At 49.6% G+C, this 23,908-nt stretch carries 23 protein-coding genes and 2 tRNA genes; 15 read left to right on the top strand and 10 right to left on the bottom strand.

Going from position 1 to position 23,908, the window contains the following annotated elements; all coding sequences use genetic code 11:
* Positions 1–10 precede the first annotated feature (10 nt).
* The 3 genes from C9I92_RS00440 to C9I92_RS00430 all read right to left on the bottom strand — a co-directional run bounded on the left by C9I92_RS00440 (position 11) and on the right by C9I92_RS00430 (position 1,129).
* Positions 11–97 (bottom strand) — tRNA-Leu (locus tag C9I92_RS00440).
* A 32-nt stretch (positions 98–129) separates the two neighbouring features.
* Positions 130–203: transfer RNA gene (locus C9I92_RS00435), tRNA-Gly, on the bottom strand.
* 314 nt (positions 204–517) lie between these two features.
* Positions 518–1,129 carry a LysE family translocator gene (locus tag C9I92_RS00430; RefSeq protein WP_047886658.1) on the bottom strand — a complete coding sequence of 204 codons (612 nt, stop codon included), beginning with the start codon at positions 1,127–1,129 and terminating at the stop codon, positions 518–520.
* 101 nt (positions 1,130–1,230) lie between these two features.
* Here C9I92_RS00430 and C9I92_RS00425 point away from each other — a divergent pair, with 101 nt between their 5' ends.
* The 6 genes from C9I92_RS00425 to C9I92_RS00400 all read left to right on the top strand — a co-directional run bounded on the left by C9I92_RS00425 (position 1,231) and on the right by C9I92_RS00400 (position 7,811).
* Positions 1,231–2,127, top strand: coding sequence for a LysR family transcriptional regulator (locus C9I92_RS00425; RefSeq protein ID WP_047886659.1), 897 nt, complete (start codon positions 1,231–1,233; stop codon positions 2,125–2,127).
* Between the two features lie 54 nt (positions 2,128–2,181).
* Positions 2,182–2,682, top strand: coding sequence for a GNAT family N-acetyltransferase (locus tag C9I92_RS00420; protein ID WP_242551807.1), 501 nt, complete (start codon positions 2,182–2,184; stop codon positions 2,680–2,682).
* A gap of 583 nt (positions 2,683–3,265) precedes the next feature.
* Positions 3,266–5,164, top strand: coding sequence for an RICIN domain-containing protein (locus tag C9I92_RS00415; protein WP_242551806.1), 1,899 nt, complete (start codon positions 3,266–3,268; stop codon positions 5,162–5,164).
* 117 nt (positions 5,165–5,281) lie between these two features.
* The gene (locus C9I92_RS00410; protein ID WP_047886660.1) at positions 5,282–6,562 is read left to right on the top strand and encodes an SGNH/GDSL hydrolase family protein; all 1,281 of its coding nucleotides are present in this window, start codon (positions 5,282–5,284) and stop codon (positions 6,560–6,562) included.
* Positions 6,563–6,720: 158 nt separating this feature from the next.
* Positions 6,721–7,146 carry a hypothetical protein gene (locus C9I92_RS00405; RefSeq protein ID WP_047886661.1) on the top strand — a complete coding sequence of 142 codons (426 nt, stop codon included), beginning with the start codon at positions 6,721–6,723 and terminating at the stop codon, positions 7,144–7,146.
* 203 nt (positions 7,147–7,349) lie between these two features.
* Positions 7,350–7,811, top strand: a complete 462-nt coding sequence (locus tag C9I92_RS00400) for a methyltransferase family protein (RefSeq protein ID WP_047886662.1) — start codon at positions 7,350–7,352, stop codon at positions 7,809–7,811.
* A 133-nt stretch (positions 7,812–7,944) separates the two neighbouring features.
* Here C9I92_RS00400 and pdxY read toward each other — a convergent pair whose 3' ends face one another.
* Positions 7,945–8,799, bottom strand: a complete 855-nt coding sequence (gene pdxY, locus C9I92_RS00395; RefSeq protein WP_047886663.1) for a pyridoxal kinase PdxY — start codon at positions 8,797–8,799, stop codon at positions 7,945–7,947.
* Positions 8,800–9,119: 320 nt separating this feature from the next.
* Between pdxY and C9I92_RS00390 the strand changes: the two genes are divergently transcribed.
* The 5 genes from C9I92_RS00390 to C9I92_RS00370 all read left to right on the top strand — a co-directional run bounded on the left by C9I92_RS00390 (position 9,120) and on the right by C9I92_RS00370 (position 13,429).
* Entirely contained in the window at positions 9,120–10,073 is a 954-nt protein-coding gene (locus tag C9I92_RS00390) for an HlyD family secretion protein (protein ID WP_047886664.1), read from the top strand.
* Positions 10,066–10,995 (top strand): ABC transporter ATP-binding protein, encoded by a 930-nt coding sequence (locus C9I92_RS00385; RefSeq protein ID WP_047886665.1) that lies wholly within the window; start codon positions 10,066–10,068, stop codon positions 10,993–10,995. Before C9I92_RS00390 ends, C9I92_RS00385 begins: the two co-directional genes overlap by 8 nt.
* A gap of 35 nt (positions 10,996–11,030) precedes the next feature.
* Positions 11,031–12,125, top strand: coding sequence for an ABC transporter permease (locus C9I92_RS00380; RefSeq protein ID WP_211263843.1), 1,095 nt, complete (start codon positions 11,031–11,033; stop codon positions 12,123–12,125).
* Between the two features lie 50 nt (positions 12,126–12,175).
* Positions 12,176–12,730, top strand: a complete 555-nt coding sequence (locus C9I92_RS00375; protein ID WP_047886667.1) for a GNAT family N-acetyltransferase — start codon at positions 12,176–12,178, stop codon at positions 12,728–12,730.
* A 117-nt stretch (positions 12,731–12,847) separates the two neighbouring features.
* The gene (locus C9I92_RS00370) at positions 12,848–13,429 is read left to right on the top strand and encodes a GNAT family N-acetyltransferase (RefSeq protein WP_047886735.1); all 582 of its coding nucleotides are present in this window, start codon (positions 12,848–12,850) and stop codon (positions 13,427–13,429) included.
* A 250-nt stretch (positions 13,430–13,679) separates the two neighbouring features.
* Here the strand turns inward: C9I92_RS00370 and C9I92_RS00365 are convergent, their stop codons facing one another.
* A complete protein-coding gene (locus tag C9I92_RS00365; protein WP_242551805.1) occupies positions 13,680–15,197 on the bottom strand; it encodes a multiheme c-type cytochrome in 1,518 nt (505 codons plus the stop codon).
* A 199-nt stretch (positions 15,198–15,396) separates the two neighbouring features.
* Here C9I92_RS00365 and C9I92_RS00360 point away from each other — a divergent pair, with 199 nt between their 5' ends.
* Positions 15,397–15,762 carry a hypothetical protein gene (locus C9I92_RS00360; protein WP_053061915.1) on the top strand — a complete coding sequence of 122 codons (366 nt, stop codon included), beginning with the start codon at positions 15,397–15,399 and terminating at the stop codon, positions 15,760–15,762.
* 103 nt (positions 15,763–15,865) lie between these two features.
* On the opposite strand, the gene C9I92_RS00355 is transcribed toward C9I92_RS00360, so the two are convergent.
* Complete coding sequence (locus C9I92_RS00355; RefSeq protein WP_047886668.1) at positions 15,866–16,339, bottom strand: nitrous oxide-stimulated promoter family protein; 474 nt, start codon at positions 16,337–16,339, stop codon at positions 15,866–15,868.
* Between the two features lie 219 nt (positions 16,340–16,558).
* Here C9I92_RS00355 and C9I92_RS00350 point away from each other — a divergent pair, with 219 nt between their 5' ends.
* Entirely contained in the window at positions 16,559–16,852 is a 294-nt protein-coding gene (locus C9I92_RS00350; RefSeq protein WP_039461086.1) for a hypothetical protein, read from the top strand.
* A gap of 425 nt (positions 16,853–17,277) precedes the next feature.
* Positions 17,278–17,919: a thiopurine S-methyltransferase gene (locus C9I92_RS00345; protein ID WP_047886669.1), complete on the top strand. Its 642-nt coding sequence runs from the start codon at positions 17,278–17,280 to the stop codon at positions 17,917–17,919.
* 228 nt (positions 17,920–18,147) lie between these two features.
* On the opposite strand, the gene purT is transcribed toward C9I92_RS00345, so the two are convergent.
* A complete protein-coding gene (purT, locus tag C9I92_RS00340) occupies positions 18,148–19,323 on the bottom strand; it encodes a formate-dependent phosphoribosylglycinamide formyltransferase (protein ID WP_047886670.1) in 1,176 nt (391 codons plus the stop codon).
* Between the two features lie 409 nt (positions 19,324–19,732).
* Here purT and C9I92_RS00335 point away from each other — a divergent pair, with 409 nt between their 5' ends.
* Positions 19,733–20,137 (top strand): hypothetical protein, encoded by a 405-nt coding sequence (locus tag C9I92_RS00335; RefSeq protein ID WP_047886671.1) that lies wholly within the window; start codon positions 19,733–19,735, stop codon positions 20,135–20,137.
* 263 nt (positions 20,138–20,400) lie between these two features.
* On the opposite strand, the gene C9I92_RS00330 is transcribed toward C9I92_RS00335, so the two are convergent.
* The 3 genes from C9I92_RS00330 to cdd all read right to left on the bottom strand — a co-directional run bounded on the left by C9I92_RS00330 (position 20,401) and on the right by cdd (position 23,652).
* Positions 20,401–21,375: a TAXI family TRAP transporter solute-binding subunit gene (locus tag C9I92_RS00330; RefSeq protein ID WP_047886672.1), complete on the bottom strand. Its 975-nt coding sequence runs from the start codon at positions 21,373–21,375 to the stop codon at positions 20,401–20,403.
* A gap of 333 nt (positions 21,376–21,708) precedes the next feature.
* Positions 21,709–22,608, bottom strand: a complete 900-nt coding sequence (locus C9I92_RS00325; RefSeq protein ID WP_047886673.1) for a DMT family transporter — start codon at positions 22,606–22,608, stop codon at positions 21,709–21,711.
* A 156-nt stretch (positions 22,609–22,764) separates the two neighbouring features.
* On the bottom strand, positions 22,765–23,652 hold the full coding sequence (cdd, locus tag C9I92_RS00320; protein ID WP_047886674.1) for a cytidine deaminase: 888 nt from the start codon (positions 23,650–23,652) through the stop codon (positions 22,765–22,767).
* Positions 23,653–23,908 lie beyond the last annotated feature (256 nt).

Here is a 23,908-nt window from a genome sequence, read left to right as displayed (position 1 = left end):
TCTCAAGGTTTGGTGCGGAGGGAGGGACTTGAACCCTCACGTCCTTGCGGACACTAGCACCTGAAGCTAGCGCGTCTACCAATTCCGCCACCACCGCATAAAACCTTAAGTGATGAGTCAGTGAACATTTGGAGCGGACAACGGGAATCGAACCCGTGTCATCAGCTTGGGAAGCTGAGGTAATACCATTATACGATGTCCGCATAACGTTCTGTCTGACTACGGGATTGATACTAGTGCTGAATGGTCTGTCTCAGCAATGAGATAAAAATCAATTTGATACATTTGTCACACTTTTACCGTAAATAGAGCCTGTCTCGTTTGTTTTTTATTCATTATCAATGGCTTGTGTGGCGAAATCTTATCCAGTCTGTCCAGCGACAACCTCACCGAGTTTGTTCGATGCCTTATGGCAAAACTATCCACACAATGGCAAGAGAATGCACAAAATGGCAAGGCACGGTTGTGGTGTCGCTGGACAGCGCTGTTTTTAGCCTGAGTGTTTGTCAGAATTTAGTTAGCCAAGCAATCCTAATGATGCCCCAAACGCAATTAATCCGGCGCTGCACAGTTTATTGATATGATCTTTGGCAGACAGCAGCAATGACTGGCAGGCATCAGAGGTCAGTAACATGGCCACAGCTGAAAACCAGAGACCGTGAAGTGCAATCATATATAAACCATAAAACATCGGGATGGTTTGGCTGGTGGTGTCAATCATCATGACCTGGCTGAAGACACTGAGAAAAAACAACATCGTTTTAGGGTTCAGCGCATTGCAGAGCAGCCCTTGCCGGAAATAATAAAAGCCGGATTGTTCCTCAGTTTTTCTGCGCTCAATGTGTAGCGCTTGACCCTTTGACAGCAGTCCTTTGACTCCAAGATAAATCAGGTAGCCGGCACCCAGGTATCGCAGCGCAGCAAACAGTGTCGGGTTTTGTGAGATAAAGTAACTTAACCCGAGCATGGAATAGCTGATGTGAAGGGTGATTGCTACACTGATTCCCAGCGCTGTCCATACACCGGCTTTGCGTCCGGCATTGAGACTGGTTTGTAAAACCAGAACAAAGTCCGCTCCTGGACTGATCACTATTAATATTCCCAACAATGCCAGACCCCAAATATCCATGTTGCTCTCCGTATTTATGTTTAGGTTGAGGGTGATTGTAGCCAATGTCAGGGCTGACTATAATCGAAGAGATTTCGGACAATGTGTGAGAAAAATTCACAGTGAGGCACTTAAAATCGTTCTATGTTTTTCATCAGGCTGCGCTGTCGAGCAGTTTTACGGAAGCGGCAGAGAAGTTGAATCTGACTCACGGAGCGGTCAGTAAACAAATCAAAGTGCTGGAGGGTTATCTGGGGCTTACGCTGTTCGCACGTCAGGGCAGACATGTGGTGCTGACAGAAGCCGGTAAAACCCTGTCTGAATATACGGGGCAGGCATTCTCTACGTTGGAAGCAGGGGTTGAAACCGTGGTTGGCTTGAATCAGCAGAGCCTGGATATTTCCTGTGAGCCTACGTTAACGATGCGGTGGCTGATGCCAAGGCTATCTGATTTTTATACTGAACACCCCGGAACTGACATTCGGTTGTCAACGGCGGGAGGCGCGGTAACGTTAGGTCCGTCCGGTATTGCGATGGCCATCCGTCGGGATGACTTTCCGGTCGTGTTTGATTATCAGAAACGTCACCTGACGGAAGAGTGGGTGGGGCCGGTATTTGCGCCCAGATACTGGGATGAAATGAAAGAGAAGATCGAACAGGTGAAATTATTGCACACCCAAACACGGCCTGAAGCCTGGTCAGAATGGATAAGTCGTACCGGGTACGCAGGATTTGCAAATAACAGTCAGCAAACATTCGCGCATTTTTATTTTTCGCTTCAGGCGGCGGTTGACGGTCTTGGGGCTGCAATGGGGCCTTACCCGCTTGTGGCGGATGATCTTCGACGGGGAAATTTAATTGCCCCGTTTGGTTTTAACCCATCGGGATATAACTATATTTTATTGCGACAGGATACGGCGCCGACTGAACTTGAAAATACTTTCATCCATTGGCTGGATGAAAAATTCAGTGATTGTATTCCGACACCAGAAGAGCGCGCTAAAATTGCGAATATCTAGTTTTAATAAAACGGATGACGTCACATAAATAAATTTCCATCGGAAGGAGAGTCTATGACATTACAGGCAGGGATGATATTACCGATAATCGACACCGAAAGGTTAATATTAAGAGCCATACAGAATGAAGACCGAGAGGCATTATATTCAATTTACAGCGATAAGGCGGTGATGGAGTTTGCGGCTGATCCGGTTTTCACCGATATTTCTACAGTCGATCAAATGCTGCAAAGTGTCGCGAATTTACACCGCAAAGGGGTATCTTTTGAATGGTGCGTATCACTCAAAGGGTCAGGCATGGTTATTGGAACATGCGGGATTCATTCGTTTAATAACTGCCGGACGGAAGCTGAAATCGGCTGCCTGTTGCATTCCGATTACTGGCGTCAGGGATACATGTCAGAAGCGGTGACGGCATTGTTGTCGCTGGCATCTCGTTATGGCATCAAGCAAGCAATTGCTGATATTGATGACGGCAATGTGCGCTCCAGACAATTTTTTATCAGGCTGGGATTCGAATATCGTTCTGGTACGCACTTTGTGTTATCGCTATGAAGGCTGCGGCTGTGATTTAGCTATTAAGTGATTCATTATTTTGCAATTCAGTCATCCGTGGCTATAAAACGGATGGCTCATAAAACAGATAGCTCTTGAAAGCAGATAGCAAATGGCTAACTTTATGGGCATCTCTTCCTTTTTCATTCACCTAATTACCCATTGTCCTTTTTGAATGACTCACTTTTTCCTGTAACGGATACTGATATATCGACAGTGTAATCGACTACATGATTTACTGTGATGAGTCATAAATTCGACCAAAAATCTGATGATTAGTGATAAATCAGACCCAAAGTGACGGTAATAAATCATCCCTTCAATGCATGGTTGGCATTTTTTCGCTTGCATGTTGAAAAGCTGTCTAATTTTTACAGCAGTCACTCAAATGTGAATATTGCCCGTAGTTGTATATTCCGGCGGAGCATAAAATCCGCCCACATTCTGCTTACGAATGTGAATAACAATAACCTTGGAAATAACTATGGTCATACACAACACGCTATTCAGGGCTATTCGAAGCGCTACGCTCCGCGGCCGTGACAAACCTTTTTATCATCTCCCTCATCACTCGGCTCGTTACTTGAGTGGTCAAAAAGCGGCATTTGGCTTCGCACTGATAGGGGGCTTTTTTGCTGGTCCCGCCTTGGCTGTAACTCCGTCTACCGACGCTATTCCGGAAACCTCTTATTCTGTCTCTGTTTCACCGGAAGTAGCATTAGCGAACAAGGGTTTACCAGACCCCGTGGCAGACGCGTTTCAAAGTTCGACGGCGTACTACCGTCAGGAATGCCATCTGTTTGGCAACGAAACGATGATTCCCGCGGATTGTGACTATCTGGCTCTGAACCTCGGTCACCTGGATGAGGCAGAGCGCAAACACTTTACGATGGGCCTGCTCGGTATCGGGGTTGATACCCGTTATTTACTGATCACCCGTCCGGGTGAGATTCGCAAACGTGAAATATATCTACTGGATGACCTGGATATCGATTATCTGGTCGAGCAACTGGAACATGATCTGGGGCAATCTGCTGAGCAGACCCCATCTCGTCGTGTCAAACGTGCGCTGGCAGAAGAAAATGGCAATGTCATGGAATTTGTCCTTCATCGCCGTTTTACAGTGGAGCGTGAGGGCGATGGTAACGCAACACTGAAATATAAAGTGCGCTATTACAGTAAGTCGCCCTTTTATTCTCGCTCTGGTGATAAAGATAAATATGTGGAAGTAGTACTGGCCGAAGGGGCAGGCATTGATATGGGGCTGGAAAATGACTGGTCCAGTATTTATTACCGCTGGAACCATAACAGCAGTACCAGTTATGTGTATAACGAATATCTCGATTCGGTAAATGTAGATATTCTTGTCCATGATGCAGAAAAACTGAAATCAGGACAGATTTATTTTAATGATTTATATCCGCGTATGCAGGATCAGGTTGATTCAAAAATAGAAAAAGAAACCAGCACTAGTATTAAATTAGGTTTAGGTTTTTCGGCAAAGATACCGCTTAAAGACATTGAATACACGTTTCGCGATAAATACACCATTACCAACAAGAAAGAGTTTTCTCTGGTCACCGATACAAAATCGGACGGTTACAGTATTCGTTACGTCAATAACCGTTATGGCTCAGCAGTACCGGCAGAACAGGGGTTCTGTGATTTAGGAACCGCTGATGGCTGGTGCTGGGACTATGACGATAAATACGGTGAACCGTGGGACTTTGACAAGCTGAAGCAGAATAACCCTCTGGCAGTGAGTGGGATGCGACCTGATTTTGTTGCCAAAGTCGCAGCGAAACCAGAGGTGGAAGGAGCATCAGATATCAGCGTGAAAACCACGGTGCAGGGGCTGGCGTTGTTTGGCCACAACCGCTGGATTATTGGTCGTCGCTATGCCTCCGGCAGTCAGTTATGGAAAGAGAAAACCTCGTTTGATCCAGATTGGCAGGAAAACCGCGACTTTGAAAAACTGGCTTACCACGATGAGTTTACGCTCAGTGTTGACTGGAACAGTCCGTGGTTCCTGGGGGCTGATGCCGTCACGATCAAATCGACGTATCTGAGCCAGGACAGTGCGCAGTGCCTGACTGTGGGAGAAGACAAACAGCTCTCGTTCACATCTTGTGTGGAAGGTGCCACATCGCAGTCGTTCGTTTATGACCAGGAGCAACGTTACCGCAGCGTTAAGTTTCTGGATCACTGTCTCGACAGTGCAGGTGGTCAGCTGACCCTGAGCAATCAGTGTCATGCTGATTACGCGCCGAACAGCCAGGTTTGGTACTGGCAAGAGCCGAACAGCTTTGCCAATGACGTTCTGTATACCGTCAATCATGACCGTACGATCAACGCCATTGATGCCAGTGCAGGCGCTTCGGATGCAAAACCGGCCATTGTGACGCTGGACGATACCGCCGAGAAACCCGTTGGGATTCTGTATACCAGTCGGTTTACAGATTTCAGCACCGTTCGACCATAAACGTGTATGACCATTGACAGTCTGCCAGCTTTCTATGTGGTCAGGCTGTCACGTTGCCAGGCTAGATGTTGGCAAGATATCTATTCACGGAAAACAAGAATGTCACGTAAAATAAGAATGAAAAAAACAGCTTTATCCATCGCTTTAATGTTACCCGCAACTCTGTTGTCCGCCGCTGAGTGGCCAGTCGGTGACGCCATAATGGCCACTGAAATGCCGGTACGTGCCGAGCAAATTACCGCCGCTCAAATCAGCCAGGTGCAGAATGACAATACCTACACCTATGTACGTTGCTGGTATCGTCCGCATTACAACCATGATGATTCTGCCACACAGTGGGAGTGGGCGAAAAATCCGGACGGCAGCTATTACACTGTGCCGGGATATTGGTACTCTTCCGTGTCGTTGATGAATATGTTCTTCACGGACACACCGCAGCAAACCATCAAAGATCGCTGTGAAGAGACCATTGGGGTTGAGCATGACACCCGGGATCTGACATTCTCTGCTTCAGATATGCGTTATTCCTATAACCACACATTCTGGACAAACGATAAGCCGAACCAGCCAGAGAAAATCAATAAAGTGATCAGTCTGGGTGACAGCATTTCGGATACGGGGAATTTCTTCAACGCGTCACAATGGACATTCCCGAACAGCAATACCTGGTTCCTGGGCCATTTTTCAAACGGTTTTGTCTGGACGGAATACCTGGCAGAAAAAATGGGCTTGCCAATGTATAACTGGGCCGTCGGCGGAGCCGCTGGCGACACTCAGTATTTACTGTTGTCCGGGATTCATGATCAGGTTGAATCTTATCTGACCTACATGAAGATGGCGAAGAATTACCGACCGGAAAACTCGCTGTTTACGATGGAGTTCGGGTTGAATGACTTCGTGAATTATAACCGCTCCGTTGAAGGCGTTAGTCGTGATTTCACCAAGGCAATGGATCGCTTGACCAGCAATGGCGCGCAGCACATTGTCATTCTGAACCTGCCGGATGCGTCGAAAGCACCGCAGTTTAAATATGCGGATCCTGCCGAAGCGCAGAAAGTGAAACAGAAAATCGAAGCGTACAACACCTTCCTGAAAGCCGAGGTGATGAAGTATCAGATGGCAGGGGTCAATGTGGCACTGTTTGACACGTACCGTCTGTTTGAAGATCTGACCGCGAACCCGCAGAAATTTGGTTTCCGTAATGCCACGGATTCGTGTCTGGATATTAACCGCAACTCCGCGAAAGACTACCTGATGAGTCATTCACTGAGGAATGACTGCGCGACCTACGGTTCTGACAGCTATGTGTTCTGGGGCGTGACACACCCGACGACCAGTACACACCGGTTAATTGCTGAGAAAGTTGCGGACGCGGTATTGGATCGGTTCCACTACTGATTGCGGTTTCCCGAGGATATTGTCTAAACCGCAAAAACCGTATTAAACGAAAATAATAACAAGCCACTCGCTACGAGTGGCTTTTTTCTTTTCAAAAATAAAACTACACTGATTCAGTGTCTTAACATCGCAATTTGGTCAATATTCAGGAGTCAGAAATGAACCAGGTGAATAGCAAAAACGGTGTGAAATGGTATGGTGCGGGATGGCTTGCGTTGGCATTGATGCTTTCAGGGTGCGGTGAACCGGCTCAGGACAGTCAGTCATCACCCGCGCCCGGCGCTGATCAAGTCAGCAGTCCTGAACAAGCAAACGGCCTTGAGCAAGCCAATACCCCGGAGCAAGATGTACCAGAGTCGACGGGTCAACCGGATGCTGCCGCAGAAACCAGCTCAAACGAGAAGGCTGATGACAATCAAGTGGGCGGCGACAGCGATGAACACGGGTGTAAAGCCTCGGCGGGTTATAGCTGGTGTGAGTCAACCCAGCAGTGCGAACGCCCATGGGAGCTTGCTGAGAAAGTCGGTTTTGAGAATACAGCAGAGGCATTTGAGGAATACTGCGAAGCTCCTTCTGAGCAGTGAGGAGCATGCTGTGCTAAAGCCAGAACCCGTGCCAGGGAAAAAGAAAGGTTGACCTTACCCAGCCCAGCTTCAGTAAAAAATGCTGAAAGCGCAGAGAAAACGGAAAGTGCTGAAGCTCGGCACTGAAGTAAGGCCCTGAAGTAAGGCCCTGAAGTAAGATACAGAAAGGTTACAAGTTGTTTGAGAATGGAAGCAGATAAACGATGAAATCATTAGAGTTACGTATACCACCTTTGGTGTTGTTACTGGTATTTGGTATTGCGGTAGGCGCTGCTGCGGCGTACGTTCCTCCGGTCAGTGGACTGATGGCGAGCGGGAAATGGCTGGCTGTAATCCTTATGCTGTCGGGTATTGGCGTAGCATGGGGCGGTGTTGTTAGTTTCAAACGTGCGCAAACCACGGTGAACCCAATGACTCCGGATGCCTCATCAGCTCTGGTGACATCAGGTGTGTACCGTGTGACCCGCAACCCTATGTATCTGGGCTTTTTACTGATGTTACTGGCATGGTCATGCTGGCTGGCCAGTGGGGCAGGTATCATGCTGAGTGTCGGCTTTGCATGGTATCTGACCCAGTTTCAGATCAAGCCGGAAGAGCGTATGCTGGAAAAAGTTTTTCCGGATTCTTATCCACAATACCTGCAACAGGTCAGGCGTTGGCTCTGACCTGCTGACTCGGAACAGTGATTGTGCTCTAAATGAAAAGCCCTGCATTGCGGTAATGCAGGGCTTTTTGCTGCTGATTGGCATTATGATGGATAGCGTTATTACCGCTACTGTTTAGCCAAGAAAAAAGCGGTTACAGCGCCTGCAGGGTAAAACGTTCCGCCGGTGTCACGATCTCGTTTTGTGCCGCGATCGTTTGCAGTTCCCATTCGCCACGGGCGGCGGTTTCTTTCAGCACCGCGTAGCACGCATCGTTACAGTGAGCGAAAGCTTCCACGGCATTACCTTGTGCCAGGAACTGACCGGTGAACAGGGCTGAAATCAGATCACCCACGCCAACCGGTTGTTTATCAAACGGCAGGTGAGGGCGTTGTGCCAGCCAACAACCGGCTTCTGTTGCCAGCATCATTGAAAACATCTCGTCCGACACGCTGTGCAGGTGTTTAACCACTACCATCTTCGGCCCTTTGTTCAGCGCAACACGGCACGCCTCAATGGCATCGTCCAGTGACGTGATTTCCATCCCGGCAAACTGGCTCAGTTCAAACTGGTTCGGGACGATGATATCTGCCATTGGCATCAGGGTGTTGATCAGCTGCTCGGCAATACCAGGAGCCACAATACACCCTTTGTCTGGGGCACCCATCACAGGGTCACAAACGTAAAGCGCGGCCGGATTCTCAGCTTTTACTTTCTTGACGGTGTCTTCAATCGCGGCACATTGCTCGGCACTACCCTGGTAACCACTGATCACGGCCTGGCAATTGGCCAGTTGGCCGATGGCAGACATGCCGTTGACCAATGCGTGAATGTCCTGCGCATCAAACGCGCGCCCGGTCCAGCCTTCCTTGTACTGGGTATGGTTAGAAAACTGAACGGTATGAATCGGCCAGACTTCAAAGCCCATGCGCTGAAGCGGAAACACGGCCGAGCTGTTGCCCGCATGGCCATATACGACATGGGATTGAATCGAGAGAATACCTTTCATTAATAAATCCTGTAGGGGTACGTTTATGCGGTGGGATAATAAAGTGACTCATGGTGTATCACAATCTTTTCCCGCAAAAAAGCGCTTGTTAGCGTTTTTATGTTTTGTGGCAGTTGGTTATGGCGAGAGTACCTGTGTCAGACGGCGGTGGCATGTTCTCAGCTTTCTGATGCCTTTCAAGTATGCGCAGAACGGAGAGGTTGTTGTAAAAGTGACATTTCATTCACCTCTTTATGCGCAGAGTGTGAATCTAACCCACTCTATTTACGGGCAATCCCGCTACACTTTTTGCTAAATAGACAACAGAGCACGGTTGGCGTATGGGAATAAAGGGAATCTGGCTGGGAGTCGCGATGATCGCGCTGGCAGGCTGCGACAGTCAGCCACCAAAGCAGGCACTGGGAACGATTGAACGTGACAGGGTCACTCTGACCGCAACAGCCAATGAGATTATCCGTGAGCAGCCGGTAGCGGAAGGGGATTACGTCCAGCAAGGCGCGGTACTGGTCAAACTGGACACCAAGCAGCAAGTGGCCATTCTGGCCAGGGCCCGGGCGGAAGAGGCCAAGGCAGAAGCTTTTTTGTTGCGACTGACAAATGGCGAGCGACCGGAAGACATTGCGGCCTCGGCGGCCCGTCTTGAACGCGTCAAAGCAACGTTACGGGAAGCCGAGCAAAATTACCGGCGTGTTAACCGGTTGGTGGATCAGAAACTGCTGAGTTACGCCGAGCGAGACAAAGCCCGGGCAGAGCGGGATGCCGCTCGTGCCGATGTGGCGTCAGCGTCAGAAGATCTGGCGAAGTTAACCAGCGGGGAGCGCCCTGAAGATATAAAACAGGCCGAAGCCGCGCTGGCTGCTGCCCATGCGGAAGTTGCCCTGCAGGAGCAGGTACTCGACGATTTGACTGTAGTGGCGACCCGAAACGGTGTGTTGGACAGCCTGCCGTACAATGTCGGTGAACGCGTGCCCGTCAATGCCATTGTCGCGGCGATTCAGGCCGACACAGTACCGTATGCCCGAGTGTATGTGCCAGAGCCGTATCGGGTGAAACTGACCGTTGGTGATAGCCTGACCGTGTATGTCGACGGTGTCAGTGACCCATTCAGTGGCACGCTTCGCTGGATAGCCACCGAACCGGCGTTCACCCCTTACTACGCCCTCAATGAGCAGGATCGATCCCGACTGGTGTATCTGGCGGAAATTGATCTGCCGGACTCGGCGCGTTCACTGCCTGCCGGGGTGCCGGCGCAGGTGGAGATGCCGGATGAGTGATTATGCCATCTTAGCCAGCGGACTGACCCGAAAGTTCGGCGATTTTACCGCCGTTGAAGGGCTGAACCTGAAGGTGCCGAAAGGCAGTATTTATGGTTTTCTCGGTCCGAACGGGTGCGGTAAGTCGACGACATTGCGGATGCTAACCGGGTTGCTCAGTTCGACTTTTGGCGAGGTGGAAGTTCTTGGCTTGTCGATTCCCAGACAAGCAGAATTGTTACGTCGCCGTATTGGCTACATGACCCAGAAATTCTCGCTGTACGATGACCTTTCGGTATTTGAAAACCTGCAATTTATCGGTGAAATCTATGGCATACCGGCGCGGCAGCGCCGGATTCGTATTCAGGAGCAGATGGTGACCTATGGCCTGGATCAGCGATCCAGACAGCGCGCCGGAGAAATGAGTGGTGGTCAGCGCCAGCGACTGGCACTGGCTGCAGCGACGATGCATGCGCCGGATCTACTGTTTCTTGATGAACCGACCTCTGCGGTGGATCCCGAAAATCGGCGTGAATTCTGGGAGCAGTTGTTTGATTTATGCGATCAGGGCACCACGATACTGGTGACGACCCATTACATGGATGAAGCTGAACGCTGTCACGCTCTGGCGATCATGGAATCTGGCGTGGTGCGGGCCGATGGTCCGCCAGAACGGCTGATGCAGGAAATGGGCGTGAACGTGGTGGAAGTGGAAGCCAGTCAGCTCCGTCAGCTTAAGGAACGATTGCTGAAATGTGCAGAAGTGCGCTCTGCCGCTCAGCTGGGCGTAAGACTGCGGGTGCTGGTGCGAAAAGAAGTGGCAGATCCGATTGCCTGGATGACCAGTCGGTTTCCTGAACTGCGTCCTGAACAATTGAATCTGGCACGACCGAGTCTGGAAGATGTGTTTGTCACCTCCACCGGCGGGGAGGGACGGCAATGAGAGTGGAAGAGAAGGTCACATTTCTGCGTGCCTGTGTGATGAGCCTGCTGCGAATGAAAGCCATCATGAGCAAGGAGATCCGCCAGTTGTCGCGGGACAGAATTACATTTGGCATGGTTGTCATGATTCCGCTCATTCAGCTGCTGTTGTTTGGTTACGCCATCAATACGGATGTCCGTAATATCCCGATTGCGATCGTTGATCAGAGTGAATCGGCACTGGGACGGATGATCACCGAATCGGTGAAAGCGACACAGGTGGTCCATGTGATCCATCGGTATCCGACGGTGGCTGAAGCCGAGGAAGCCATTAATCAGGGGCTGGTGCGCGGGGTGCTGGTGCTGCCTAAAGATTTGACGCAGCGAGTGGCACAACAGCGTACGGTCGGTCAGTGGCTGGTGGACGGCTCTGACACCATGGTGAGTACCGCACTGCTCCAGCTTCAGACTATGCCGCTCAGAGAGCTGGTTAATTATCAGCCACCGCCGCCCAAAACTTTTGAAGTAGCCTTGTTTTTCAACCCGGAACGGCGCTCGGCGGTTAATATTGTGCCGGGGTTGTTAGGGGTGATCCTGACTATGACTATGATCCTTTTCACTTCTGCGGCCATCGTGCGCGAGCGTGAACGCGGCAATCTGGAGCTGTTAATTACCACACCGGTACATTCGCTGGAGCTGATGATCGCCAAAATTATTCCGTATATTTTTGTCGGTCTGATTCAGGTCACCATCATTCTCGGGTTGGGGCATTTCATTTTTGATGTACCGATTAATGGCCCCCTGAGCCAGATATTGCTCGGGACGCTGCTGTTTATCGCCGCCAGCCTGACACTGGGCCTGATGATTTCAACCGTGGCGCAAACCCAGTTGCAAGCGATGCAGATGACAGTGTTCATCCTGCTACCATCGATTTTGCTGTCCGGCTTTATTTTTCCGTATGAAGCCATGCCGATTCCGGCGCAATGGATTTCAGAAGCGTTGCCGGCTACCCATTTCATTCGGTTGATCCGTGGGATCATTTTACGAGGGGCCGATCTGGCCGATCTGTGGCGCGATGCGGTGTGGCTGGTAGGCTTTACCGTTATCGGTCTGATTGTAGCTTCACTGCGGTTCAAGAAATCACTGGATTAATGCAATACCCTGATATAACGTGAAAATATTGTTATGAAAGGAGATGCATTTTGTTCAAATGGAAGCTTGATGATGAAATAAACCTTTGTCTGGTACACCAGCGTTTTGTTCCCCGCTATGTCCAGTTGGCGGCGGAGAACAAAGCGTACCTTTCTCAATGGCTGGCCTGGCCGGCAGTGTGTTCAACCGAAGAGGATTTTCGGCAGTTCGTGGCAGGTTCGCTGCACAAATATGCTGACGGCGTTGCCATGAACTGCGCAATTGAATACCGCGGCGAGATCATTGGAAACGTGGGCTTCAACAGCATTAATCCTACGCTTCAGGTAGCCGAGATTGGTTATTGGATGGCGGAGTCCTGCCAGGGTAAGGGCATCATGACACGTTGCTGCCGACATCTGATCGATTATGCGTTCAGTGAACTGGCGATGGAAAAAGTCCAGATTTCTGCTGCCGAAGACAATATACCGAGCAGGGCCGTGTGTGAGCGATTAGGGATGACGCTGGAAGGCATCATAACTCGCAAAGAAAAAGTTGGCGATCGTATTCTGAACCATGCGGTTTACGGTTTTTACCGCTCTCAATCCAGTTCTGGATCCCTGAGTTAACTCAAGTGTGCCATGCATTATCATTTTGTGCGAACCCTCAGCGAATTTCTCCCATCGTAGGGATGAGTAAGAGGGATGAGCCATTCACTTCACCACATTTTGGCATCAGGACTGATTATGACGCAGCGAATTTTTGAACTGGAAACTAAACGATTACGACTTCGAAGCTGGAAGGCTGAAGACCTGCCGGTTTTTGCTGAGATGACCGCAGACCCAGAGGTGATGCGTTATTTTCCCGCTCCGCTGAGCCGGGAAGAAAGCGATGCAGGGGCCAGCCGAATTCAGGGGCTGATTAGCCAGCGCGGCTGGGGATTCTGGGCAGCAGAGCTCAAAGAAACCGGTGAGTTTATCGGCTTTGTCGGTCTGCATTTTCAGGAAGAAGGCGTTGCTATTCCCAATACGCCCTTTGTGGAAATTGGCTGGCGTCTGGCCAAATCTCACTGGTTGAATGGGTATGCGTCGGAAGCTGCTCGGGAAGCCTTGCGTTTTGCATTCGAACAAAACATCGCCGACGCAGTGTATGCGTTTACCACGCTGGAAAATATTCCTTCGCAAAAGGTGATGGAAAAAATTGGTATGAGCAACACGGGGCAGGATTTTGACCACCCCCGTTTATTGGATAAACCTAATGCTGTAAAACGCCATTGCCTGTATCGCATTACCCGTGACGAATGGCTGGTTAACAACAATAGCCAGTAAGGAACTGAAGGCATAAGCTTTGAATGTCTTTAGTTTTAACTGCCTGGCTGGACCAGCTACGCATTTGCCCCATTACTCAGGGGACACGGGGCAAATGCGAAGGACGCTGGGCTTAAAGACAGTGATAACTAAGTATCCTTTTTCGTTGCCCGGCTTATTCTTAGCTACTCAGCTTATTCTTAGTTACCAAGTTTTATCATTAAGCGTTATGCCGTGCTGATTGCTAAGTGAATGAAAGCAATCAATAAAGTTAATGGTGGCTATCCTGAGCAATCAGACTTGGCAAAGGCTCATTTTTGACAGCCAGTGTTGTGGTTGCCGCCGTCATCTCCACGATATCCACTTTCATTTTGCCTGCGCCCAATAGTTCGTCGACCAAATGCTGAGAGAAAGGCCAGTATTTCAGACTGGCAGCAAGGGTCAGCTTGCCTTTGCTGTCCTCAGGGACCACAAACGTGTAATCGACAATGGCAAAGCCTTTGGGGGGGATCCGGTTATCTGCCAGAACCCGGTCAACTTCCCAGACGTTCAGATCCACAATGTCGCCGTTTTTGTCTCCCAGCCAGACTTTAAAGTTACGGGTTCCGGCCTCTGTTTCGCCGTTAACGACAGCACCAGAGCGATACAGCGGACGGTTTTTGTCGTGACTAGCACTGAAATCGATCCAAACTTCACGGCCTTCCGGGAAGCCGGTTGGCAATTTGTGTCCGGCACCGGTGTTAGTCACTTTGACCTTAATAGTTACCGGTTCGCCCGGAATAACATGGCTCGGCAAGTTCATGAACTCAATGGTTGCGGCAGAGCGCAGCATGTCCCGGGACAACTGAGCACTTTCCGAATGGCCCAGGTGCTCCAGTAACGTCGAGTTACCGCCGGAAAAATCATGTGAGTAAATGTGCTTGCGATCTTTTCCCATGATGGCGGATTTACCCGGGTTGTCTGACGTACCCGGCCCTGGAGTCATGTGGCAATCCTGACACTGGACTCCTTGCTCGTTATACACACTTTCCTGCCACTCATCGTAGGTGCGTTCAATCGGGGTGCTGTTCATCGGGTGGGTGACATTGTGGCAAACGGAGCAGAATTCGGAGCGGGTGTGTAAATCAGAGAATTCGGTTTTGTGGTACGGCGATTCGGCATCGGTTCTTGGCCCCAGTTTTACGTGCATTGCCCGATTGGGGGTTAAGACGTAAGCGGCGTTGTCGTGCCCTGACAGTTCAGAAATGTTATGGCATACCTCACAGTTCACGCCCGGAAGTGTCTGATCACTGCCTATCATGGCGGAGGTCGCTTTCATACTGGTCATCCCGATTGGGCTGTGACAGGCGATACAGAAATTATCGATCTCACCCTTGGTGGCTTCGCTGGCTCGTTTAAAGAGCGCCTGATAGATAGGGTCATCCCAGGAATTTGCCATTACCGACTGGCTCCACTGTCGGTAAATCTCCTGATGGCAGCCTTTACAGACTTGCGGGTCTTCAAACATTTCGGGTTTGAGATCCATCCCGCCGGTGCTGGCGCGGGAGGGGTAAAACGGCATTTGGGCATCAATCTCAGCCTGTGAGGTAGGTTTATGGGGATGCAGCCATTTTTCATTCCCCGTCGGGTGCTGCGCCAGTACCACAAAAGGTAATAACAGCAGCCCCCAGATCATGCGTTGAGTTAAGCTATTCATCATCCACATCGCCATACGCAGAACCATATGCTGAACAATAGTTATCCTCACGCCCCGAACATCGGGCGTGTGCCGGTAGCTCATTGTTTTCATGAGGGTATCCTTTTGGTGTCCTAATAGTGACTGCCCAGAAAAACAGTCATGATGAGTGTAGGAAAGACAAGGCTGAGACTGTGTGTCTTGTTTTGTAATCACGTATAAATACTAGGTGTATCTGTACGGATTATCTGACCGCATCCAAATGCGATTGAGGTATACTGGAGGCAAGTTGTTATCTTTTGAGGGAAAATTCGTGAAGTACTTAAAGGCGTTGGTCGCTGTGAGTGCCCTGACAATGCTGCTTGCCGGATGTGGTGAGAAATTGCAGATCACAGCAAACCCGGTAAAAGACGTACAAACCATGCAGTATCAGGACGAGCAATTGAATGTGTACTGCGTGACCGGTATTTGTCAGTTTGAGCTGTCATCCAACAAAGACATTACACTGACTGTGAATATGCATTACAGCGAAACACGTAGCTTTGACAAAATTGAAGGGGTGAGTGTTACCGGTTCGCAAGGTTCGACGGTGCAAATGCTGGGTGGTAATCGTTTCTCGATGGCGCTGGTGGCGAATGACTCACCGACCAAAATTCAGGTCGTTGATTACTACCGATAAACGCTGCTGATTCACAACAAACAAAAGGGTCATCCGAGGGTGACCCTTTTTTGTTGTTGTCGATTTTTACGCGATTGGCGGCTAATCGCTAGTCGGCGCCGGATTACTGCGTGTGATTATCTTTTCTGGTTTCTGGTTTCTGGTTTCTGGTTTCTGGTTTCTGGTTTCTGGTGTTTTCCGCTTCCAGTGCTTTGCGTTTGTGGCGATTAGAGGCTTTGTCTTGCGGTTTTTCTGGCACCGGCCTTTTTTCCGCAATCAGGTGGCGGATTGCCAGGATAGGGTGGCGAAGCAACATTCGCGGACCAGAGTAGCGCATTATTGTGCGAGACAGGGCTTTGTAATCGGCTTTGTAGCAGTGGATCGGGCATATTCGGCAAGTTGGCTTATTTTCACCGTAAGGACAGCGATCCAAGCGGGTGTGGGCATAGTGTAAAAAGTCGCGACAGCTATCGCACAGCGTTGGCCCGTGGTGATCCCGGCAATAGATTTTCACCATAGCTTGAATGGTTTTTAATTCGGTATCGAGACTGCCCAGCAAAACCGGGGATGGTACAGGGGAGGGGGCCTGGTTAGTCATGACTCACCTTCGACGTCATTGCTTTAAACTTATATGTAAAATATAACTTTAAAGTGGCGGTAATAATTTGACCTAAATCTTAATTTTTCGCGTAATTTGGGTTGCCGATGTTAATAGAAAGAAAAATTCACGGAATTCTGTCATGAAAGCATGCTGAATGGGTTGATTTCGTTGGGTTTGAGCAGTAGTATCCGCACCTCTTTTTTTATGGTGGTGTATATGAGCAGATTTGAGTGCCTAGAAAGAATCGTCGAGGAATATCGTAAGAAAGTTCGCGACGCGGAGTTTAATAAACAGAATGACAGTGAAGTCGCAAAAGTGTTGGTTCTGCTTGTTGGAAACTCTATGTTCAGCTTGGCAGATGAATTTGCAGATTGGGTAAATCGTGGTGGCGATCGTAGCTACGGTGGCAAGTTCTTCGTTTCTAAGCAGCTGATGACCCTGCTGGAGCCAGTAACTTTCCGTGGCGTAACTGTTCGTCGTGACTCGATCAAGCTATTCCGAATTTCTTAATTCGATAGATAACATCGATTATTCAATGACTCTCATAAAAGAAAATTGAGAAATAATTTTTAATGGATTTTTGCCCTTGCAAAATTCCATTAGCGAAGAAGGATGCCCAGGCATCCTTTTTTGTTGGCTGGCATTTAGCGCAGTCATTTCACCAGGATGGTTGGTTATTGTCCGAAATGGTGCGTGGTTGTGTGATAAGTGCTCTCTGAAGCGATGCTGGTGGCGTTCTGGCCGTGACTCTGTGGGATGCAGGGGCTGAGTCGCTAAAACGGTCTCAGAATGCGGCTGAGAAGGTCTAAGAGCTGGGGTCATGTAAGCGTTGCATCGCGTTTTTCTTTTATGCAGCGTGATGTCACTCGGTTAGCCATTGTGGATGAAGTTTGGTATAAACGTGCCAGTCAGCCTGAATAAATGAGAAGAAATCAATGGATGCAGAATTTTGGCACAGCCGCTGGGCGGCAAACCGCATCGGTTTTCACCAGAATGATACCAACCCAATGCTGGAACGCTTCTGGCCGGAGGTAAAGGCAATGCGCGAAGATGTCGTGTTGGTGCCGATGTGCGGTAAATCACTGGACATGACCTGGTTGGCGGAAAAACACAATCAGGTAATTGGCATTGAACTGAGTGAGATTGCGGTTCGCGCTTACTTCTCTGAGCACCTGTATACCCCGCTGGTAACGCCACTGGGTAATGGCCAGAGTTTGTATGAGTTTGATGAAATTTCCATTTACTGCGGTGACTTTTTCTCGACGCGCATTGAACCGACTGATGTGGTGTATGACCGTGCAGCACTGATTGCGATGCCGGAAGCAATGCGTCAGATGTATGTGGAAAAGCTGCTGTCGTTGGTTAAACCGGGTGGCCGTATTCTGCTGGTTACAGTGGATTACCCGCAGCATGAAATGGACGGCCCTCCGTTTTCTGTGGCGAAGGAAGAAGTGGAGCGTTTGTTCGAAGGCTACCAGATCCGTCATCTGTCACGCGAAGAAGGCGATGAGAACCATCCGCGTATCCAACGTGGGGTGAGCCGGTTTGCAGAAGAAGCCTGGTTGATTTCGTTATAAAAGACGGATTACGTGGTAAGTGGCTAAATAACCTGAAAGTGTAATCACGAATTGGTTATGAGCCCGTCGTAAAATCATGCGAATCAGAATCATAAAAAGGAGCCCGAGGGCTCCTTTTTTAATGCCTAGATCTCAATGCAAGCTAAAATACCAGGCTTTAGTGCCAGATTAGTAATGCCTGCTTTTTCGAGTGCGGCCTTTATGGCACAGTTTTGATGTAAGGTTGAGTTACAGGATCACTTTTACATCCGCAGCGGTCGCTACGGCATCATTGACGGCACCATCAATGCTGTCACGACGGGTCAGAGCCACACCCAAACGACGTCGACCATGAATATCCGGTTTGGCAAACAGACGAACCTGAGTATTCGGACGGGCCAACGCCGTTGCCAGGTTATCAAAGCGAATGTTCTCAGAGATGCCTTCAGCCAGAATCACAGCTGACGCACTCGGGCCATATTGTGTAATCGAATGAATAGGCAGTCCCAGGAAAGCACGAACATGCAGAGCAAACTCTGACAGCTCCTGGGAAATCAGTGTGACCATCCCGGTATCGTGAGGGCGGGGCGATACTTCGCTGAACAGCACTTTGTCACCTTTTACGAAGAGTTCAACGCCAAACAGACCGTATCCACCCAGCGCGTTCACCACTTTTTCTGCTGCTGCCTGAGCGGCTTGCAACGCCGCTTCAGACATTTGCTGTGGCTGCCATGATTCGCGGTAATCCCCGTCTTCCTGACGATGGCCGATAGGGGCACAGAAATGCACGCCATCTGCAGCACGGACTGTCAGCAAGGTGATTTCATAATCGAAATCGACAAAGCCTTCGACAATCACCCGACCAGCGCCTGCTCGTCCGCCTTCTTGCGCATAGCGCCAGGCTTTCTCGATGTCTGCCGCGGCTTTCACCACGCTCTGACCTTTGCCTGACGAGCTCATGATCGGCTTGACCACACAAGGCATGCCTATTTGCTCAATGGCTGCAGTGAACTCTTCAAACTGATCACAGAACGCGTACGGCGAGGTTGGCAGAGCCAACTCTTCGGCAGCCAGACGGCGGATACCTTCACGGTTCATGGTCAGTTTGGTCGCGTTGGCCGTAGGAACAACGTTCAGTCCCTGCGCTTCCAGTTCAACCAGCATATCTGTTGCAATGGCTTCGATTTCCGGTACCACGTAATGCGGTTTTTCCTGCTCAATAACCGCTTTTAGGGCGGCACCATCAAGCATGTCAATCACATGGCTGCGGTGAGCCACTTGCATGGCCGGGGCATCTGCATAGCGGTCAACCGCGATAACCTCAAGGCCGAGGCGCTGACATTCAATCGCCACTTCTTTCCCCAGCTCACCAGAGCCAAGCAGAAGAACACGGGTTGCGTTTAAACGGGTAGCTGAACCAATCATCGAAAATCCTTACCGAGTGTCAGTGAATAGTCGGCATGATACCGGATTATATGAAATACGCAAACGTTTGCGTGTGTGATTGTATACCTGCTTTGTTGTTTATCCCCCCTTGATTTATAAAGAAATGGTAAAACAGATTAGGCGATAAAAGTATGGCAAGGTGCGGCGGCTGTATTTTGTTGTGATGCAGTCAAATGGCTTGACAGGAATAGCGGAGAGTATTTCATCTACATGGTTGATACACGCTACAGGCGAGGAGCATTTGTCTGTTCGTATGCTGAAAAGTGCAGCTGCAAAACGGTGTGCAGAATTGTAAAAGTTCTGTCATTCCTGCCGGTCTGGCCTCGAATTAGGACATTTTTGCGGCTAGATTACCCAGCATAAATTCAGCAATAAAAAGTAGTGGATCATGAAAAAAGCAATTCTAGGTTTAAGTTTGTTAGCGGCGCTGCCGCTGTCGGCTCATGCGGCTCAGTCTATTGGTGCCTTCTTCGGTAGCCCGATGTCGGGTGTCCAGTACAAGCATCACGATCTGCGTTTCTCGCTGGGGGTGGATGACTTTGGTGTGGCGGTAGATAAAACCTTTAATCTGGGTTCTCTGGCCAATGATCCGTCTATGAACAATTTCTACACCTTCGTAGGCGGGCAGTATGTGGACGACAAACACAATAAACTGGGCGTACGTGCCGGTGTTGGTTTTGAAGTGCCGGTCGAGCGTTTCGAGATTTACGGTGAACTGGGCCCGACACTGTACATGGTTGAAGATTTTGATGCGGATCTTGAAGGCGCGCTGGGTATTCGTTACCGTTTTTGATAGCTGTTATCCGTGATTCATGCGACTGACTCTGAGGTATAATCGAGCCGGTTCTATAGAGTCTTTCGCATGAGTTCCATCCTCATTCTTTCCGGTTTCGGAGAGAATGAGGGTGCTGTGGAATGTCTATTCCCTTGTTTCTTGTGTTTTCGGTATTCTGTTTACCGGGATTCTGTTTACCGGTATGCAGCTTATCGGTTTCAGACTACTGACATCCTGCTTTTCTGCGCAGTCCGATTTACCGTAAACAGCGAGTTGTGTCGCTATTCCTTCATTAACCCGGCTTCAATGTAATACTGTTTCGCGCCGTCATGGAGGGGAGCGGTCAGTCCGTCTTTGATCATCTCTTCTTTCTTCAGCAGGGTAAACGCGGGATGAAGCTTCTTGAACGTCTCGAAGTCTGAAAAAACAGATTTCACGACCTGATAAACGATGTTCTTATCCACTGATGCTGAAGAGATCAGTGTCGCCCCGACACCAAACGTATGCACGTCTTTTGGATTTCCCTGATACATACCGCCGGGAATGGTGGCTACCCGATAAAAATTATTCTCTGCTATCAGCTTGTCGATCACCGGCCCTGAAACATCCACAATCACACTCTGACAGGCCGTCGTGGCTTCTTTAATGGCACCGCTTGGGTGCCCCACGGTATACACCATGGCATCGATTTTGTTATCGCAAAGGGCCTTTGACTGTTCCGACGCTTTTAACTCAGCGACCAGGCTGAAATCGGACTGCGACCAACCCATGGCCTTCATTAACACTTCCATCGTGCCACGCTGTCCTGAACCGGGATTGCCGATATTGACCCGTTTTCCTTTCAAATCAGCAAACGTTTTAATCCCTGAATCTGCTCTGGCAACCACGGTAAAGGGTTCGGGGTGAAGGGCGAAGACAGATCTCAGCGCTTTGAACGGGCCTTTCTCGGCAAAAATGCTGGTACCGTTGTACGCGTGATACTGCCAGTCAGATTGCGCGATACCTAAATCCAGCTCACCGGCACGAATGCTGTTGATGTTATAGATTGAACCACCGGTGGATTCGACGGAGCAGCGAATGCCATGTACCGGTCTGTCTTTGTTCACCAGCCGACAAATAGCGCCTCCTGTCGGGTAGTACACGCCGGTTACGCCCCCGGTACCAATTGTGATAAAGGTTTCGGATAAGGCGGAGGCGGCCAAAAGCAAACTGAAGCAGGACAAACAAGCGATAGTCAGCGTGCGGAACCGTTTCATAATGACCTCGCAGATACGGGCAGAGGAAAGAAGGGTTGGGTGTTACGTTGTGTTTGCTGATCAAGAGTGGTTTGATTCACAGAGAATGTTCAGCAAACGACATTAGGTCTGAGTCTAGACGGTGAGAGAGTGAGACTTGTCGTGGGATTAAGACAATCCCTGTCGTCTGTGGGAGTCAGCTTAGGCTATGAAACTACAGCTTCTGAAACTACAGCTTTTGAAACTACAGCTTCTGAAACCATAGATTCTAAAACCCTTACTGACACCCGCAGACGGTGGGGAAGAAAAGTGAGACAGCGCGCGATGCAATCAAACTGCGACCGACAGACAGCGTTATGCTTTTGCAGCCTGTTGACCCGCCGCTTTCTTATTCTCCCACTGAGTAATGAACGCCACCGAGGCAATTATAATGGCTGCGCCCAGCCACAAGCGTCCTGGTGGCACCCAGCCAAAGACCAGCCAGCCTGCCAGTACATTCAACGGCAATTTGGCATGGTCAAAAGGTTGCACAAACGACGCATCTGCCACCGCATAGGCTTTAGCGATAGCCCATTGTGCCAGTGCTGTCATCAGACCCGCTCCGAACAGCAACAACCAGCTGAAACCAGTATCGGGCATTGTGAAATCAGGTACAGCCAGAAAAATATTGAAGGGAGTGATCAGAATCAGCAGATACACCACCATAGTGGCCGGTGGATCATACGCTGACATCTTCTTCACCATCAGGGAGTAACTGGCCCAGAAGAACGCGGCACCGACCGGTAACAGGCTGGCCCAGTTAAAGCCGTCGGCCCAAGGTTCAAGAATCAGCATCGCCCCCAGAAAACCTGTCAGGGTAGCTACCCAGCGCGCCGTGCCGACTTTTTCTTTCAGAAAGATCCCAGAACCAATCGTGGCAAACAACGGTGAAGTCATCAGTAATGCAATGCCTTGCCAAATTGGAACCGGATAGGCAAGCGCCCATAGCCAGAGCTGGATACCTATTACCGCGAGGAAAACCCGCAGGCAGTGCATGCCAAAATGCTGAGTGCGTAGTGCACGACGAAGCCCGAGCGTCCGAAGCCAAGGGAATATCGCGACCAGAGCAATGGCGTACTGAATGAGTGCGACAGTGGTTGAAGGGATGCCGAAATTGATACTGACATACTGTGCCAGGCTGTTAACCAGGGCAAAAGCCAGTCCGGCGATCAGCATCCAGCTGGCACCCTGAATAGGATTATGTTGGTGTGACATTCAAATTGATAGGGTAATGAAAAACTTGAAAAATCATACCCGCGAGAGGAAGGATAAGAAACCGCTTTCTTTGGTTGCTGACACAAAAGTATAAAAAAACCGCCATTACGGCGGTTTTTCTGATTTTAAGCATGACTTTTACGTATTTACGATGGATTACACCGCGACGTAAGTCAGAGGAATGTCGGGATTCAGCGCTTCCAGAGTGGTCTGGGTATCAGCTAGGTGGCTGATCGTACTGTCCGATTTCTCAACCAAAGCGACTTCCTCTATATCAGCCAGCGGGTAGCCAGCCATGTTCATATTGATCATAGCGACTTGCAGCGGAGGCAGACTCGGGTTAAAAGCTGCGTTTTCTGCGTACATGCCCACAAAAACGTTTCCGTCTTTGGCTTTTAGCGCAACACCGCTGAAATTGTTGGTGTATGGCGCGTGGGCACGGTTTGCCGCCTGACAGGCCGCCTGAACCAGTGTTTCGGTTGCTTCTGTGTGCATGCCGTGATCAACGGTTGCCAGCAGGGCATCGGTGATGTTCAGGTCGGCAGGGCCGAACGATTCAGGTAAATATTCCTGCAGATTTTTTGCCTCGCGCTCAGGCAGTTGCACAATCAGATCTTTCGCTGACGTCAGCTCGTTCATGAACTGGCGACAGTGACCGCAAGGGCTGTAGTTGATGGTAATGTCCTGCAGGCCAGTTTCACCTTTTACCCAGGCGTGGCTGATAGCAGATTGTTCAGCATGAACCGTTTGCGACAGGCTGGTACCAACAAATTCCATGTTGGCGCCGAAGTACAAAGTGCCGGACAAACCGCGCACAATTGCGCCTACATTGAAATGCGAAATGGGGGTAATTGAATAAGCGGCGGCAAGCGGAAGTAATGCAACACGTAATTCAGTGTCTGTCATCTGAGTTTGTGACAGCAACTGAGCAAACACCTCAGGGCTTAGAGTTGCATCAAAATGATCCGCTTCCACGATCGGTTTGATGGCCGATGCTAAATCAGCGGGTAAAGCGCCTAAAGCATCCATTACTTTAGTGTGCATGAGTTATCACTCCGTCTTGTGTATGGAGAAATATTGTAGGCTGTGTTCTTACTTTGTTGTGTGATATTTATCACGTTATTGTTTTGTTTGTTTCATTGTTTTCATTATTGAGAGTGAGTTCACACAAGTTAATTTTCAAAGTGCAATATTTATCAGTGAGTTAGAGATTGTATTCGATTACCCACTCATTTTACCTGTTTCTTAGTTTGGCTGATCCTAGTGAATCAATTGAGCCTGTGCACTTAAGAAAACGCTA

Source organism: Photobacterium ganghwense (genome assembly GCF_003025595.1).
In the GTDB taxonomy this organism is placed as follows: Bacteria; Pseudomonadota; Gammaproteobacteria; order Enterobacterales; family Vibrionaceae; genus Photobacterium; species Photobacterium ganghwense.
The sequence above is the reverse complement of the archived record's forward strand: the minus strand, read 5'-3'. Positions and strand labels throughout refer to the sequence as shown.